Below are 14,925 nucleotides of genomic sequence, written 5' to 3' on the forward strand. Positions count from 1 at the left end.
TTTGCTCCTACAGGATCCTCTGGGATCAGGCGATTTGGGCTTTGGAGGCCACCACATCAAACGTCGACTCATCCAGCGCATCGGCCTGCTCATCCAGCACCTGACGCGGGTGATCATTGCCAGGAATGCTGCTGTCGATCAGGCTCAACAAGCTCGATCCACGCGCCGTCAGCACAAAATTGTTTCCCGTGCTGCCCTCTTCATCCGGACGCGGTGCGATATAGCCGCGCAAGAGCAGCAACCTTTCATAATCGCAGGCCAGCGTTTTCAGATGATCCAGATTCTCGATCGGCTCGCCGGCGCTGGCTTTCTCCGCTGCATAGTCCTCGGCATACGCGCGAGGGGCAAAACTGTGGCCCGCGCTGTTCTGCACCTCGTGCAGCAAGCGCTCAATCAAATCCCAGTTATAAGTCGTCATCCTGATTCAACCTCCGGTGCGCGTGATTAATGGCGCATACATAGGTTGTGACCGGAGCCTTGCGCAGCCGTTCAGCCGCATTGTTACCAGCGACCGACCGGCGGTCTGTCGATTGGCCTGAGGGTTAAACGACTAGTCTGAAACAGACGGTTTCAACCCGCAGGAGAAATCATCATGAACGTTGAGAATCATCCGGTGGTGTCGCGCGAAGAATGGCTCGCCGCCCGCAAACAACACTTGGCCAACGAAAAAGCGTTCACCAGGGAACGTGATCGCCTCAGCGCCGAACGGCGCGCGCTGCCATGGGTGAGAGTCGACAAGGACTACCGCTTCCAGGGCCCAGACACTGAAATGAGGCTGGCCGATCTGTTCGGCGAACACAGTCAGTTGGTGGTTTACCACTTCATGTTTGCCAAGGACTGGGAAGAAGGTTGCCCGGGTTGTTCGTTCCTCAGCGACCACATCGACGGCGCCAATCAACATCTGGCGCATCACGATATTGCGGTGGTTGCGGTTTCTCACGCGCCATTCAACGAATTTCAGGACTTTAAACGGCGGATGGGCTGGAAGTTCGATTGGCTGTCGTCAGCCGATTCCGATTTTAACTACGACTTTGGCGTGTGCGCCAAGGCTGAGGACGCAGAGGCCGGAAAGGCTACGTACAACTACGAAAAAACTGACAGCGCCGAGGAAGAAATGCCGGGGCTGAGTGTGTTTTATCGCAATGACAACGGTGAGATTTTCCACACCTACTCAACCTACGCCCGAGGACTGGACATGTTGGTCGGGGCCTACAACTTTCTCGACCTCACGCCGAAAGGCAGAAATGAGGACGAGATCATGGAATGGGTTCGGCACCATGACCGCTATGAGGGAGCGACAAAATCCAATTGTTGCCAGGGTCGTTGATGCCCCGACATTACTGAACTTTTGCCCGCTTAAAGGCCTCAACCGGTTAACCCGCCTTAACCGGAACTGAGGCCCATCCCATGAAAACCCTGATCAAACTGACCCTCGCCGCCACCCTCGCCTGCGCCCTGCCCGTCTGGGCCTGTACGCCAGAAGAGGCCACCGCCAAACGTGAACAATTGGCCAAGGAAGTCGCCAAGCTCACCGAGCAGAACCCGACCAAGGCCAAGGAAATCAACGCAGAACTACAGAAGATGGATCTGGGCACCGCCAGTGCGGATTTGCCGGACAAGTGCCAGTTGATTGATCAGCGGTTGAAAGAGCTGGATTCCGCAGAGAAGAAGACCGAGGGCTAACAGCAAAATCAAAAGATCGCAGCCTTCGGCAGGTCCTACATCGCCCTGTAGGACCTGCCGAAGGTTGCGACCTTTTGACCCTGAAAATGCATAAATGCATTTATTTATTTGCACAAACGCATATCCATGACTACGGTTACTTCGAGCAAGGAGATCGGCACCGGCCATCGAAGATGGCAACCGTTGAACACCGATCGCTCAGCAACAGCGCAACACCCACACAAGCTGGACGCTTGTTTTCACTCATGGAGGATTGAAAAAATGTTAACCAATGAAGCAACCCGATTTACTGGCGAAACCCTGCCAAGGTGTCTTGTCGGCCATCTGCTCGACGCGCAACTGATCGAGGTCGAAGCCGCTGAACACGCTAGCGCATTGGCTGCCAGCAGCCTCAACTTCAGCATGCAGCAACAAACCCAGACCAACTGGTGCTGGGCGGCCGTTTCCGCTTCGGTCGGCAACTATTACGGCACAGGGAACTGGACTCAGTGCGGTGTTGCCAGCTCGGAGCTCAACCGCAACTGCTGCAATCAACCGGGGCCGTGCAACGTCTACGGCTATCTGGATACCGCCCTGCGCACCACGCGCAGCTACAACGGCATGAATCAGGGTTCGTTGCAGATGTCGGCCATCCAGAACCAGATCAACATGGGCCGCCCTGTCGGCCTGCGTTGTGCCTGGTATGGCGGCGGCGCGCACTTCCTGACGATCTACGGCACCAACGGCAACTACGTACTGGTGGCGGACTCGATCTACGGCTATTCGACGCGTGCATTGAATTCGTTCCCCGGTTCGTACAACGGCGGCGGCAACTGGACCAACACTTACTTCACCGCAAAAAACTAGGAGGGCGACATCATGCAACTGACTTATCCAAAGGCGCCTTCCAACGGCGTACAGACCCTGCGTCCTGCGCTGCAAGCCGCACTGCAAACCCAAGGCTTTGGTGCCAATCGCCAGTTTGCCAGCGCTGCGCCGGCGAAGATCAGCCTGAGCGAAGCCTATCGCGGTTATTCGCTCAGCCTCGATGACTTGAGCCAAGGCAAAGGTCTGCACGATGCGCGGATCGGCGACTGGCATTACCTGGTGTTTGCCGACGGTGTGACGATTGCCGATGCGCAGTTGGCCGAGGTCCGCGGCCATGTCGAGTTCGCCTCGCTGAACCACGGGACGCACGCCGCCGCAACAGTCGGTGCGCTGAAACTGGCCGAGCAATCGCCGCAATTGCACGGCAAATCCGTGGAACTGCGGGTGTTGTTTGTGTCGGCACTGCACGTTGTGGTGATCTGGCTGCACGCGGACGGTGAAGATGTGCTGATTCCAATCGAGCCGACGCCCAAGGAATTAGGCGGCACCCGGTTGTACAGCGAAGCGGCGCTGCTCGCGCTGTTGAAACCGGCGGCTGACAAAGCCAGGCAACGCTTTGACGCCGACACCAGCGGGCTACTCGGGAGCTGACAAATCCCGGCCATAAAAAAACCCGGACACTGTCCGGGTTTTTTCTGTGTGCCTGAAACGACTTACTCAGCCGCAGGCTCTGCCGGCTTGCGGCGCTTGAGCGGCGCCATGCCGTCGCTGCTCACCAACGAGTCAGGCTTGGGACGGTTGGCGCTCTTGCGCTTGGTCGGCGTCTTGGCGGCGGTTTTCTTCTTGTCGCCCTTGGCGTCGGTCTTTTTCTTCTTCACGCCAACGGCTTTGCCCGAGGCCTTGACCTTTTTCGGTCCGCCGTAGGTGCCTTTGACTTCCTTGATGGTGCGGCGCTCGAAGCTCTGCTTCAGATAGCGCTCGATGCTCGACATCAGGTTCCAGTCGCCGTGGCAGATCAGCGAGATCGCCAGACCGTCATTGCCGGCGCGGCCGGTACGACCGATACGGTGTACGTATTCGTCGCCGCTGCGTGGCATGTCGAAGTTGATCACCAGATCCAGGCCATCAACGTCCAGACCACGGGCCGCCACGTCGGTGGCAACCAGAATTTTCACGCCGCCCTGCTTCAGACGGTCGATCGCCAGCTTGCGATCCTTCTGGTCTTTCTCGCCGTGCAGCACGAACGCTTTGTATTCCTGAGCCACCAGACGGCCGTAGATACGGTCGGCCATGGCGCGGGTGTTGGTGAACACGATGGCCTTCTGATAGGTCTCGTTGGCCAACAGCCAGTTCACAATCTGTTCTTTGTGCTGGTTGTGGTCGGCGGTGATGATCTGCTGACGGGTCGTCGAGTTCAGTTGGCTGACTGCGTTGAGCTGCAAGTGCTCAGGGTTGTTCAGCACCTTGCCGATCATGTCGCGCAGGCCGGAACCACCAGTGGTCGCGGAGAACAGCATGGTCTGCTGACGGTTCGGGCATTCGTCGACCAGACGCTGGACGTCTTCGGCAAAACCCATATCGAGCATGCGGTCGGCTTCGTCGAGCACCAGCACTTCGACTTCTTTCAGGTCGAGGTTGCCGGCGTTCAGTTGCTCGATCATCCGGCCCGGGGTACCGATGAGGATGTCCGGCACTTTGCGCAGCATCGCTGCTTGCACCTTGAAGTCTTCGCCGCCGGTGATCAGGCCGGACTTGATGAAGGTGAACTGCGAGAAACGCTCAACTTCCTTCAGTGTTTGCTGGGCCAGCTCGCGGGTCGGCAGCAGGATCAGCGTCTTGATGCTGACGCGAACCTTGGCCGGGCCGATCAGGCGATTGAGGATCGGCAGGACGAAAGCGGCGGTTTTGCCGCTACCGGTTTGCGCCGTCACCCGCAGATCACGCCCCTGGAGCGCCAGCGGAATGGCCGCGGCTTGCACAGGCGTTGGCTCGACAAATTTCAGCTCGGCCACAGCTTTAAGCAGGCGTTCGTGCAGGGCGAATTGGGAAAACACGGGTGCTACCTCGAAGATATGCAAAAAAACAGCTGCATAGGTTACCGGTTTCGAGCGCTCAGGCCGAGTTTCTTTATACAAACGGACGTAATCAGTGGCTTTTTTGTTGCTCGATTTGTCTCTTACGGTAATACACAGCGGCTTAAATGCTCTAATCGCCCATCGCGTCTCACAGAAGAATCGTTTCTCTTATGGATTTCAAACAGCTCTGGCTCAACGCCCAGGACCTCTGGGGCACCCTCGAACAACACCCGCTTCTGCAATCCGGCCTGGCGCTGATGTTGCTGTTGGTGATCGCGCTGGTGCTCGGACGAGTGGCACGGTATCTGATCCTGCACGCCAGTCGCATGCTCGGCCGCCAGCCTTCCCTGCACTGGATCAACGACTTTCGCCACAACAAGGTGTTTCAGCGCCTGGCGCAGATGACGCCGTCGCTGGTCATCCAGTTCGGCTTGCACCTGGTGCCAGAACTGAGCAAAACCGCGATGACGTTCCTTGGCAACGTCGCGCTGTCGTTCACCATTCTGTTCCTGCTGCTGTCGGTCAGCGCCTTGCTCAACGCGCTGCTGGATATCTACGCCCGTACCGAACACGCGCGCACTCGCTCGATCAAGGGCTACGTGCAATTGGCAAAAATGGTCTTGTACGTGTTCGGCGCGATCATCATCGTCGCCACGCTGATCGACCGGTCGCCGCTGTTGCTGCTGTCGGGTCTGGGTGCGATGTCGGCGGTAATTCTGTTGGTTTACAAGGACACCCTGCTGTCGTTCGTCGCCAGCGTGCAACTGACCAGCAACGACATGCTGCGGGTCGGCGACTGGATCGAGATGCCGCAAGTCGGCGCCGACGGTGACGTGGTCGACATCACGTTACACACGGTCAAGGTGCAGAATTTCGACAAGACCATCGTCTCGATCCCGACGTGGCGGCTGATGTCCGAGTCGTTCAGAAACTGGCGCGGCATGCAGCAATCCGGCGGCCGACGGATCAAGCGCAGTCTGTTCATCGACGCCAGCGGCGTGCGCTTCATCCGTGACGATGAAGAGGAAAAGCTGAGCCAGGTGCATCTGCTGAGCGGCTACATGAGCCGCAAGAAAGCCGAGCTCAAGGCGTGGAACGAGGCGCAAGGCAACGTCGCGGCGATGTCGGCCAACCGTCGGCGCATGACCAACATCGGCACCTTTCGCGCCTATGCATTGGCCTATCTGAAGAGCCACCCGGAGGTGCAACCGAACATGACCTGCATGGTTCGCCAGATGCAAACCACGGCGCAGGGTATTCCGCTGGAAATCTACTGTTTCACCAGCACCACGGTGTGGGCCGATTACGAGCGGATTCAGGGGGATATTTTTGACTATCTGCTCGCGGTGCTGCCGGAGTTCGGGTTGAGTCTGTATCAACAGCCGAGTGGTGGCGATTTGCGTTCGGGGTTGTTGCCAGCCGTACTCGGCTCAGCCCACATTCCCGAGCCACAAAAACACCTCCTGTAACCCAAAGTCCCAATGTAGGAGTTGCCGCAGGCTGCGATCTTTGACTTTAAAGATCAAAAGATCGCAGCCTGCGGCAGCTCCTACAGGGGTTATGCGGTGCGTCGGATGCCCAATCGGCTGATCCATACGGCGGCGAGGATGACGCTACCGCCGAGGAACAACCTGCCCAGTTCCTCATGCTGATTCCAGATCAGCAGGTTCAGCAACAAGCCCACCGGCACATGCAGGTTGTTCATCACCGCCAGCGTGCCGCCGTTCACCATGCATGCGCCTTTGTTCCACCAGTACATCCCCAACGCTGTCGAGACCAGACCGAGGAACAGCAACACGCCCCATTGCAACGGCGCTTCCGGCAGGAAGTTGGCTTTGCCGAACAAAAGGAATGCCGGCAATACCACCGCCAGCGCGCCGAGGTAGAAGAAGCCGAAGCGCCGATAATGCGACAGATCGCTCGGGTGTTTCGCCACCAGATGTTTGTACATCACCTGGCCTGCGGCGTAGGTGAAGTTGGCCAGTTGCAGCAGCAGGAAACCCATGAAGAAGTCCGGGTTGATGCTGTCAAAACGAATCACCGCTGCACCGCCCACCGCCACCAGCGCGGCGACCAGCGCCCATGGATTGAAGCGCCGGTTGAGCGCGTCTTCGATCAGGGTCACGTGCAAAGGCGTGAGGATCGTGAACAGCAACACTTCCGGCACCGTCAGCACGCGGAAGCTCAGGTACAGACAGACGTAGGTCACGCCAAACTGCAAGGCGCCGATCATCAGCATGCCGCGCATGAATGACGGTTCGACCGAGCGCCAGCGGGTCAACGGAATAAACACCAGCCCGGCCAGCACCACGCGCACCAGCACGGCGAAGTAACTGTCGACATGACCGGCCAGGTATTCGCCGATCAAGCTGAAGGAAAACGCCTGGATCAGCGTGACAAAAAGTAGATAGCCCATGGTCGCCTCTGTTTCGAATGGCGGCGACGATAGCGGGTTTTGCATTCTGCAACCAACACAAATCCCCGGTAGGAGCTGCCGCAGGCTGCGATCTTTTGATTTTAAAAAACAAGATCAAAAGATCTCAGCCTACGGCAGCTCCTACAGGGGATTTGTTTGAGGTAGGGGAATCGCAGGCAAAAAAAAGCCCGATCTCGCTAAAGCGTTCAATCGGGCTACAGCACTCAGGAGCAACAAGTGCAAAGGGAGGTTCGATGCGCGTGGAACCTTGAAGGGGTTGCGCCAGAGCACTAGACCATCCAGTGATTATCTGGCGATTAACATATCAAGCGACCTGGGACAGCTTGGCGTTGGCCTGATTCAAGCCCTTCTCCTGGAAGTCGCCGCCCAAATTCATGCCTTCAGCGTGGATGAAGGTCACGTCGTGGATGCCGATGAACCCCATGACCTGACGCAGATACGGTTCCTGGTGATCGGCCGGGCCGCCGGCGTAGATCCCGCCGCGAGCGGTCAGCACGTAGGCACGTTTGCCGCTGAGCAGACCTTGCGGGCCGGTTTCGGTGTATTTGAAGGTCACGCCGGCACGCAGGACGTGGTCGAGCCAGGCTTTCAAAGTGCTCGGGATAGCGAAGTTGTACATCGGCGCGGCCATCACCAGCACATCGGCGGCGAGCAATTCATCGGTCAACTGGTTGGAGCGGTCCAGCGACGATTGTTCGCTGTCGCTGCGCTGTTCGGCGGGTTTCATCCAGCCGCCCAACAGGTTGCTGTCCAGGTGCGGAACCGGGTTCACGGCGAGGTCACGCACGCTGATCTGATCGTCGGGGTGCGCGGCTTTCCACTGGCTGATGAAGGTCTGGGTCAGTTGACGGGATACCGAATCTTGCTGGCGGGCGCTGCTTTCGATGATCAGAACGCGGGACATGGTGTGTAGCCTCCATCCGAGAATGTTGTAGGTCGATGGAGTGAAGGTTAAACAGGGTTGTATCGATGAAAAAGCGCAAATAATTGCTGCAAAGCATCGAATAATTCGTTTAGATGCACCCAGAGCATGTGAGAGCGAGCCTGCTCGCGAAAGCGGTGTGTCAGTCAAGGAATGTGTCGACTGGCACTACGTCTTCGCGAGCAGGCTCGCTCCCACAGGTAAATACGGTGTTATTTCGGGGTGCAGCTCAGTTCGATGCGCAGCTTGATGATGGAGCGGGAAAACTTGGCCGTGGCGTTTTTATGCTTACCGGCCGGCACCTCGATACTGCGGGTGCGTGGCGCTTCCGGGCCATTGCTGAACACTGCTTTGCAGAGTGCATCGACATCACCGTAGTTGACGACTTTGATGGAGCCGATGTCGTTATCGGTATCGTAGGTTTCGTAGTCGATCTTCATGCCATTGAGGTTTTTCTGCACGTCGATCGGGTATGCAAAAGCGGTCAGAGGAAGCAGCGCCAGCAGCACACAACAGAATTTTTTCATTCGGCAGTCTCCATGAGGGACGGCCAGCTTAGGACAAGAGGAGCTAATGATGAAAGCGCCCCGCGTGACCCTTGATCAATGGCGAACATTGCAGGCCGTGGTCGACCACGGCGGATTCGCCCAGGCCGCCGAGGCCCTGCACCGTTCGCAATCGTCGGTGAGCTATACCGTCGCCCGCATGCAGGACCAGCTCGGCGTGCCGCTGCTGCGCATCGATGGGCGTAAAGCGGTGCTCACCGAAGCCGGCGGCGTGTTGCTGCGCCGCTCGCGGCAACTGGTGAAACAGGCCAGTCAACTGGAAGACCTCGCCCATCATATGGAGCAAGGCTGGGAGGCCGAGGTGCGGCTGGTGGTCGACGCGGCCTATCCGAGCGCGCGTATCGTGCGTGCGTTGACCGCGTTCATGCCGCAGAGCCGTGGCTGCCGGGTGCGACTACGTGAAGAAGTGCTGTCGGGTGTCGAAGAAGTGCTGCTTGAAGGCGTGGCCGATCTGGCAATCACGGGGCTGAGCATTCCCGGCTACCTCGGCGCAGAGTTGAGCGATGTCGAGTTTGTCGCCGTCGCCCACCCGGATCACGCCTTGCATCGGCTTAATCGTGAACTGAACTTTCAGGATCTGGAAACCCAGATGCAAGTGGTGATCCGCGACTCTGGTCGCCAACAACCACGCGACGTTGGCTGGCTCGGCGCCGAACAGCGCTGGACCGTCGGCAGCCTCGCCACCGCCGCCACGTTTGTCAGCAGTGGCCTGGGGTTCGCCTGGCTGCCACGACACATGATCGAACGCGAATTGAAAGAAGGCACGCTCAAGCTGCTACCGTTGGATCAGGGCGGCAGCCGCAACCCTAGCTTCTATCTGTATTCAAACAAGGACAAACCGCTGGGCCCGGCCACGCAAATCCTTATCGAGCTGCTGCGCACTTTCGATACATTGCCTTTGGACGCGCCGTTTGCCGCCCCCGAACAAGCCTGACACGGAGTTCACCGATGGCCTATTTCGAACATGAAGGTTGCAACCTGCACTACGAGGAATATGGCCACGGTACGCCGTTGCTGCTGGTTCACGGGCTCGGCTCGAGCACGCTGGACTGGGAAATGCAGATCCCGGCGCTGGCCGCGCACTATCGGGTGATCGTCCCGGACATCCGTGGCCACGGTCGCTCGGACAAACCGCGTGAGCGTTACAGCATCGCGGGATTCAGCGCCGATATGCTGGCGCTGATCGAACACCTGAAGCTTGGCCCGGTGCACTATGTCGGACTGTCGATGGGCGGCATGATCGGTTTCCAGCTCGGCGTCGATCAGCCGCAATGGCTCAAGAGTCTGACCATCGTCAACAGCGCCCCCGAAGTCAAAGTGCGCAGCCGCGACGACTACTGGCAGTGGTTCAAACGCTGGAGCCTGATGCGCGTGCTCAGTCTGGCGACCATCGGCAAAGCGCTGGGCAGCAAACTTTTTCCGAAACCGGAACAAGCCGATCTGCGGCAGAAGATGGCCGAACGCTGGGCAAAAAACGACAAACGTGCTTATCTCGCCAGCTTCGATGCGATTGTGGGTTGGGGGGTTCAGGAACGACTTTCCCGAGTGACCTGTCCAACCCTCATCGTCAGCGCCGACCGCGACTACACACCGGTGGCACTGAAAGAAACCTATGTAAAACTGCTACCGAATGCGCGGCTGGTGGTGATCGCCGATTCGCGCCACGCCACCCCGCTCGATCAACCCGAACGCTTCAATCAAACGCTGCTGGAGTTTCTTGCCGCAGCCGATATTCAATCTCAGGATCACTGACCCATGTTGAAAAAACTCGCCCTCGCCGCCGGTACCGTGCTGTTCGCCGCCAACCTGATGGCTGCCACGCCAGCCAAGGCACCGCATGTGCTGCTGGAGACCACCAACGGCCAGATCGAAATCGAACTGGATCCGGTCAAGGCGCCGATCAGTACCAAAAACTTTCTGGATTACGTGAACAGCGGCTTCTACAACAACACGATTTTCCACCGAGTGATCCCGGGCTTTATGGTCCAGGGCGGCGGTTTCACTCAACAGATGCAGCAAAAAGAAACCAAGGCTCCTATCAAGAACGAACACAAAAACGGTCTGGCCAACGTTCGTGGCACCTTGTCCATGGCTCGCACTTCCGTACCTGATTCGGCGACCAGCCAGTTCTTCATCAACGTCAAGGACAACGACTTCCTCGACCAGGGCGATGGCTACGCAGTGTTCGGCAAAGTGGTCAAAGGCATGGACGTCGTCGACATCATCGTCAACTCGCCAACCACCACCAAACAAGGCATGCAAAACGTGCCTTCCGACCCTGTGTTCATCAAGTCGGCCAAAGTCATCGACTAAGCTTTACAGGGCGTATCGAGCGGCGTGAACTCAACCTCACGCCGCTCACACCGATAAAAGGAGAGCCCGTGCTCCGGGCGGTTATCTGATGCTCTATCGCCGTTTCGAACAACTTATCGACATCTTCCGTGACGCCCCCACCGCTTCCCCGCCGGATCGTGTCTGGCCCTTCTATACCTATTACCTGAAGCAGGTCTGGCCGAGCTTTGCCGCCCTGCTGGTCGTCGGCTTGTTCGCCGCGCTGATCGAAGTGGCGCTGTTCAGTTACCTGAGCCGCATCATCGACCTGGCGCAAGGCACGCCGAACCCGAATTTTTTCAGAGACCATGCCCTCGAACTGACGTGGATGGTGGTGGTTGCCCTCGTACTGCGCCCGATCTTCTTCGGCCTGCACGACCTGCTGGTGCATCAGACCCTGAGCCCCGGCATGACCAGCATGATCCGCTGGCAGAACCACAGCTATGTGCTCAAGCAGAGCCTTAACTTCTTCCAGAACGACTTCGCCGGGCGCATCGCCCAACGCATCATGCAGACCGGCAACTCGCTGCGCGATTCGGCAGTGCAAGCGGTCGATGCGCTATGGCACGTGGTGATCTACGCGATCAGTGCGCTGGTGTTGTTCGCCGAGGCCGACTGGCGTCTGATGATCCCGCTGCTGGTGTGGATCGCCGCTTACATCGGCGCGCTCTACTACTTCGTGCCTCGGGTGAAAGAACGTTCGGTAGAAGCTTCCGACGCCCGCTCGAAGCTGATGGGACGGATCGTTGACGGTTACACCAACATCGCCACGCTGAAGCTGTTCGCCCACACCAATTTCGAACAGCACTACGCCAGGGAAGCCATCGAAGAACAGACCGTCAAAGCGCAAATGGCCGGTCGCGTAGTCACCAGCATGGACGTGGCGATCACCACCATGAACGGCCTGCTGATCGTCGGCACTACCGCTCTGGCGCTGTGGCTGTGGACGCAGTCGCTGATCACCGTCGGCGCGATTGCCCTGGCGACGGGGCTGGTGATCCGCATCGTCAACATGTCTGGCTGGATCATGTGGGTGGTTACCGGCATTTTCGAAAACATCGGCATGGTTCAGGACGGTTTGCAGACCATTTCGCAACCGGTCAGCGTCACCGATCGCGAGCAGGCCAAACCGCTCGCCGTGGCGAGTGGCGAAGTGCGTTTCGAGCACGTGGATTTTCACTACGGCAAGAAGAAAGGCATCATCGGCGACCTCAACCTGACTATCAAACCGGGTGAAAAAATCGGCCTGATCGGACCGTCCGGCGCCGGTAAATCGACCTTGGTCAACCTCTTGCTGCGCCTCTACGACGTCGAGGGCGGACGTATCCTGATCGACGGCCAGAACATCGCCGACGTCGGCCAGGAAAGCCTGCGAGCACGGATCGGCATGATCACTCAGGACACCTCGTTGCTGCACCGTTCGATCCGCGACAATTTGTTGTACGGCAAACCGGATGCCACCGATGCCGAGTTGTGGGACGCGGTGCACAAGGCGCGCGCCGATGAGTTCATTCCGTTGCTGTCGGATGCGGAAGGCCGCACCGGCTTCGACGCGCACGTCGGTGAGCGCGGGGTGAAGCTGTCCGGTGGTCAACGTCAACGCATCGCCATCGCACGGGTGCTGCTCAAGGATGCTCCGATCCTGATCATGGATGAGGCGACCTCGGCACTCGACTCGGAAGTCGAGGCGGCGATTCAGGAAAGCCTGGAAACCCTGATGCAGGGCAAAACCGTGATCGCGATTGCGCACCGGCTCTCGACCATCGCCCGCATGGATCGGCTGGTGGTGCTGGAGAACGGCAAGATTGCCGAGAGCGGCACCCACGCCGAACTGCTGGCGCATCGCGGGTTGTATGCGCGGTTGTGGGCGCACCAGACCGGAGGGTTTGTCGGGATCGACTGATCCAAAACCATAAGATCAAAAGATCGCAGCCTGCGGCAGCTCCTACATTGGAATGCGTTCCCCTGTAGCAACTGCCGCAGGCTGCGATCTTTGCTTTTTGTAGCCGCTGGAAATCCGTTAAAACCCTGCTGTACTCAGCCAAGGCTTCGGAACGGAGCCTGTCGTAAGTCTGCAAGGACGCACAACCCGATGCAGTCTCGATAGCAGCGCTATCAAGGACTCTTCTCATGTCTCTGTTCAAACGTTCAGTCACGGAGTTGCTGGGTACGTTCTGGTTGGTACTGGGTGGGTGTGGCAGTGCGGTGATCGCCGCGTCGTCGCCACTGGGAATCGGCGTGCTGGGGGTGGCCCTGGCCTTTGGTTTGACGGTGTTGACCATGGCGTTCGCCATTGGTCACATCAGCGGATGTCATCTCAACCCGGCCGTGTCGGTCGGTCTGTTTGTCGGAGGTCGGTTTCCGGCCAGAGAACTGCCTGCCTACATCATCGCCCAAGTGCTGGGCGCGATTCTGGCCGCAGCGCTGCTTTACTACATCGCCAGCGGCAGGGAGGGTTTTGACATCGCCGCCGGCCTCGCCTCCAACGGTTATGGCGAGCACTCGCCGGGCAAGTATTCGATGGCGGCCGGGTTTGTCACGGAACTGGTGATGACCGGGATGTTCGTGATCATCATCCTTGGCGCCACCGACAAACGAGCGCCTCCGGGGCTGGCACCGATTGCCATCGGCCTGGGCCTGACCCTGATCCACCTGATCTCCATTCCCGTCACCAACACCTCGGTCAACCCGGCGCGCAGCACCGGGCCGGCGCTGATGGTCGGCGGCTGGGCGATCGCGCAGTTGTGGATGTTCTGGGTCGCGCCGCTGCTGGGCGCGGTGGTGGGCGGCGGGATCTACCGCTGGTTGGGCAAAGAAGAGTAACCAAGGCAAACACTTAACCCTGTAGGAGTCGAGCTTGCTCGCGAAAGCGTCGCGTCAGTCGATACTTGCGCGACTGACCCACCGCTTTCGCGAGCAAGCTCGGCTCCTGCAAGGGATCTAGGTTTGGCGGTAGGGCAAGGCGGTTTTCGCTTCTTCGGCATAGGCGAGGATGCCGGCGCGTTCCTGTTGCAGGAAATCCTTCACTGCTGCTTTCAAACCCGGATGCCGCAGGTAGTGCCAGGAATGGGTGATCACCGGTTCGAAACCGCGAATCAGTTTGTGCTCGCCTTGAGCACCGGCATCGAAACGCTGGTAACCCTGCGCTATCGCGTAGTCCATGCCCTGGTAAAAACACGTCTCGAAATGCAGCCGGTCAAACTCCGCCAGACACCCCCAATATCGCCCGTAGAAACTGTCCCCACCGACCAGACTGAACGCCATCGCCACCGGCCGTGATCCCTGTTTCGCCAGCACCACGCGAATCGATTCAGGCATACGTTCAGCCAGCAAACTGAAAAACTCCCGCGTCAAATAAGGCGTTTGCCGACGCACCGCATAGGTATTGGCGTAACAGGCATAGACAAAATCCCACTGCGCTTCGTCCAGTTCGCGCCCTGGCAGCCATTCAAACTCGAAGCCCTGCGCCGCCACTTGCTCGCGTTCCTTGCGCATCTGTTTGCGCTTGCGCGAACTGAGCACATCAAGGAAATCCTGAAAGTCGCGGTAACCGCGATTCTGCCAGTGATACTGACAGCCGATGCGCTGTAACCAATCCGATTGCTCGGCCATCGCGGCATCGGTGAACGGGTCGGTGAAATTGATGTGCGCGCTGGAGAGCCCTTCGATTTCGAGATACCCCGGCAAGCTCTTCAGCAGCTCGAAACCGTCCTCAACGTTCGCAGCCAACAGCCTCGGCCCGCTGACCGGGCTGAAGGGTACGGCGGTCAACAGTTTGGGGTAGTAATCAATCCCGGCGCGGGCACAGGCATCGGCCCAGCCATGATCAAACACGTATTCGCCGTAGGAATGCCACTTGCGGTAGCAGGGCAACGCGGCTATCAGCCGGTCGTCTTCCATGTGCAGCAAGTGCTCCGGTTGCCAACCGGTGTGGGGGCCGACGCTGCCGCTGTCTTCCAATGCACTGAGAAAGGCATGGCGTAGAAACGGCTGATTCTCCGGCACCAGTGCGTTCCAGGTAGCCGGGGCGATTTCTGACAGGTTTTGCAGGCGTTGCAACGGCATCAACTGGCTCTCCACATCTGGGTTTCGGCGCCCGGCGAG

At 58.7% G+C, this 14,925-nt stretch carries 16 protein-coding genes; 10 read left to right on the top strand and 6 right to left on the bottom strand.

Translation table 11 applies throughout. The annotated features are described in order from the left end of the window. Positions 1–25: 25 nt before the first annotated feature. A complete protein-coding gene (locus JFT81_RS12330; protein ID WP_201227523.1) occupies positions 26–418 on the bottom strand; it encodes a transcriptional regulator in 393 nt (130 codons plus the stop codon). A gap of 174 nt (positions 419–592) precedes the next feature. Between JFT81_RS12330 and JFT81_RS12335 the strand changes: the two genes are divergently transcribed. The 4 genes from JFT81_RS12335 to JFT81_RS12350 all read left to right on the top strand — a co-directional run bounded on the left by JFT81_RS12335 (position 593) and on the right by JFT81_RS12350 (position 3,141). Beyond that, on the top strand, positions 593–1,327 hold the full coding sequence (locus tag JFT81_RS12335; RefSeq protein WP_201227524.1) for a thioredoxin family protein: 735 nt from the start codon (positions 593–595) through the stop codon (positions 1,325–1,327). Positions 1,328–1,407: 80 nt separating this feature from the next. After that, positions 1,408–1,683, top strand: coding sequence for a hypothetical protein (locus tag JFT81_RS12340; RefSeq protein WP_201227525.1), 276 nt, complete (start codon positions 1,408–1,410; stop codon positions 1,681–1,683). Positions 1,684–1,944: 261 nt separating this feature from the next. Beyond that, entirely contained in the window at positions 1,945–2,529 is a 585-nt protein-coding gene (locus JFT81_RS12345; RefSeq protein ID WP_201227526.1) for a papain-like cysteine protease family protein, read from the top strand. 12 nt (positions 2,530–2,541) lie between these two features. Beyond that, the gene (locus tag JFT81_RS12350) at positions 2,542–3,141 is read left to right on the top strand and encodes a hypothetical protein (RefSeq protein WP_201227527.1); all 600 of its coding nucleotides are present in this window, start codon (positions 2,542–2,544) and stop codon (positions 3,139–3,141) included. Positions 3,142–3,203: 62 nt separating this feature from the next. On the opposite strand, the gene JFT81_RS12355 is transcribed toward JFT81_RS12350, so the two are convergent. Next, positions 3,204–4,544 (bottom strand): DEAD/DEAH box helicase, encoded by a 1,341-nt coding sequence (locus tag JFT81_RS12355; RefSeq protein ID WP_007914470.1) that lies wholly within the window; start codon positions 4,542–4,544, stop codon positions 3,204–3,206. 191 nt (positions 4,545–4,735) lie between these two features. On the opposite strand from JFT81_RS12355, the gene JFT81_RS12360 reads away from it, so the two are divergent. Continuing rightward, positions 4,736–6,034 carry a mechanosensitive ion channel family protein gene (locus JFT81_RS12360; RefSeq protein ID WP_201227528.1) on the top strand — a complete coding sequence of 433 codons (1,299 nt, stop codon included), beginning with the start codon at positions 4,736–4,738 and terminating at the stop codon, positions 6,032–6,034. Between the two features lie 89 nt (positions 6,035–6,123). Here the strand turns inward: JFT81_RS12360 and JFT81_RS12365 are convergent, their stop codons facing one another. From JFT81_RS12365 to JFT81_RS12375, 3 genes are all read right to left on the bottom strand, one after another. After that, entirely contained in the window at positions 6,124–6,981 is an 858-nt protein-coding gene (locus JFT81_RS12365; RefSeq protein WP_201227529.1) for a carboxylate/amino acid/amine transporter, read from the bottom strand. Between the two features lie 325 nt (positions 6,982–7,306). After that, positions 7,307–7,906 carry an FMN-dependent NADH-azoreductase gene (locus JFT81_RS12370; RefSeq protein ID WP_201227530.1) on the bottom strand — a complete coding sequence of 200 codons (600 nt, stop codon included), beginning with the start codon at positions 7,904–7,906 and terminating at the stop codon, positions 7,307–7,309. A gap of 230 nt (positions 7,907–8,136) precedes the next feature. Beyond that, positions 8,137–8,451 (bottom strand): 3-phosphoglycerate kinase, encoded by a 315-nt coding sequence (locus JFT81_RS12375; RefSeq protein WP_201146977.1) that lies wholly within the window; start codon positions 8,449–8,451, stop codon positions 8,137–8,139. A gap of 49 nt (positions 8,452–8,500) precedes the next feature. Between JFT81_RS12375 and JFT81_RS12380 the strand changes: the two genes are divergently transcribed. The 5 genes from JFT81_RS12380 to aqpZ all read left to right on the top strand — a co-directional run bounded on the left by JFT81_RS12380 (position 8,501) and on the right by aqpZ (position 13,644). Then, on the top strand, positions 8,501–9,424 hold the full coding sequence (locus tag JFT81_RS12380) for a LysR family transcriptional regulator (protein ID WP_201227531.1): 924 nt from the start codon (positions 8,501–8,503) through the stop codon (positions 9,422–9,424). A 14-nt stretch (positions 9,425–9,438) separates the two neighbouring features. Continuing rightward, positions 9,439–10,242, top strand: coding sequence for an alpha/beta hydrolase (locus tag JFT81_RS12385; RefSeq protein ID WP_201227532.1), 804 nt, complete (start codon positions 9,439–9,441; stop codon positions 10,240–10,242). Positions 10,243–10,245: 3 nt separating this feature from the next. Next, the gene (locus tag JFT81_RS12390) at positions 10,246–10,803 is read left to right on the top strand and encodes a peptidylprolyl isomerase (protein WP_201146975.1); all 558 of its coding nucleotides are present in this window, start codon (positions 10,246–10,248) and stop codon (positions 10,801–10,803) included. An 88-nt stretch (positions 10,804–10,891) separates the two neighbouring features. Further along, positions 10,892–12,724, top strand: a complete 1,833-nt coding sequence (locus tag JFT81_RS12395; protein ID WP_201227533.1) for an ABC transporter ATP-binding protein — start codon at positions 10,892–10,894, stop codon at positions 12,722–12,724. Between the two features lie 227 nt (positions 12,725–12,951). After that, a complete protein-coding gene (gene aqpZ / locus JFT81_RS12400) occupies positions 12,952–13,644 on the top strand; it encodes an aquaporin Z (RefSeq protein WP_201227534.1) in 693 nt (230 codons plus the stop codon). A 117-nt stretch (positions 13,645–13,761) separates the two neighbouring features. Here the strand turns inward: aqpZ and JFT81_RS12405 are convergent, their stop codons facing one another. Then, positions 13,762–14,886, bottom strand: a complete 1,125-nt coding sequence (locus tag JFT81_RS12405; RefSeq protein ID WP_201227535.1) for a GNAT family N-acetyltransferase — start codon at positions 14,884–14,886, stop codon at positions 13,762–13,764. Positions 14,887–14,925: the final 39 nt, after the last annotated feature.

The organism is Pseudomonas sp. TH43 (assembly GCF_016650635.1).
Taxonomy (GTDB): Bacteria; Pseudomonadota; Gammaproteobacteria; order Pseudomonadales; family Pseudomonadaceae; genus Aquipseudomonas.

What these genes read in the sequence shown, in the direction of transcription:
- JFT81_RS12330 (WP_201227523.1), bottom strand. Translation starts at nt 418, where the DNA reads ATGACGACTTATAACTGGGATTTGATTGAGCGCTTGCTGCACGAGGTG.
- JFT81_RS12335 (WP_201227524.1), top strand. Translation starts at nt 593, where the DNA reads ATGAACGTTGAGAATCATCCGGTGGTGTCGCGCGAAGAATGGCTCGCC.
- JFT81_RS12340 (WP_201227525.1), top strand. Translation starts at nt 1,408, where the DNA reads ATGAAAACCCTGATCAAACTGACCCTCGCCGCCACCCTCGCCTGCGCC.
- JFT81_RS12345 (WP_201227526.1), top strand. Translation starts at nt 1,945, where the DNA reads ATGTTAACCAATGAAGCAACCCGATTTACTGGCGAAACCCTGCCAAGG.
- JFT81_RS12350 (WP_201227527.1), top strand. Translation starts at nt 2,542, where the DNA reads ATGCAACTGACTTATCCAAAGGCGCCTTCCAACGGCGTACAGACCCTG.
- JFT81_RS12360 (WP_201227528.1), top strand. Translation starts at nt 4,736, where the DNA reads ATGGATTTCAAACAGCTCTGGCTCAACGCCCAGGACCTCTGGGGCACC.
- JFT81_RS12365 (WP_201227529.1), bottom strand. Translation starts at nt 6,981, where the DNA reads ATGGGCTATCTACTTTTTGTCACGCTGATCCAGGCGTTTTCCTTCAGC.
- JFT81_RS12370 (WP_201227530.1), bottom strand. Translation starts at nt 7,906, where the DNA reads ATGTCCCGCGTTCTGATCATCGAAAGCAGCGCCCGCCAGCAAGATTCG.
- JFT81_RS12375 (WP_201146977.1), bottom strand. Translation starts at nt 8,451, where the DNA reads ATGAAAAAATTCTGTTGTGTGCTGCTGGCGCTGCTTCCTCTGACCGCT.
- JFT81_RS12380 (WP_201227531.1), top strand. Translation starts at nt 8,501, where the DNA reads ATGAAAGCGCCCCGCGTGACCCTTGATCAATGGCGAACATTGCAGGCC.
- JFT81_RS12385 (WP_201227532.1), top strand. Translation starts at nt 9,439, where the DNA reads ATGGCCTATTTCGAACATGAAGGTTGCAACCTGCACTACGAGGAATAT.
- JFT81_RS12390 (WP_201146975.1), top strand. Translation starts at nt 10,246, where the DNA reads ATGTTGAAAAAACTCGCCCTCGCCGCCGGTACCGTGCTGTTCGCCGCC.
- JFT81_RS12395 (WP_201227533.1), top strand. Translation starts at nt 10,892, where the DNA reads ATGCTCTATCGCCGTTTCGAACAACTTATCGACATCTTCCGTGACGCC.
- aqpZ (WP_201227534.1), top strand. Translation starts at nt 12,952, where the DNA reads ATGTCTCTGTTCAAACGTTCAGTCACGGAGTTGCTGGGTACGTTCTGG.
- JFT81_RS12405 (WP_201227535.1), bottom strand. Translation starts at nt 14,886, where the DNA reads ATGCCGTTGCAACGCCTGCAAAACCTGTCAGAAATCGCCCCGGCTACC.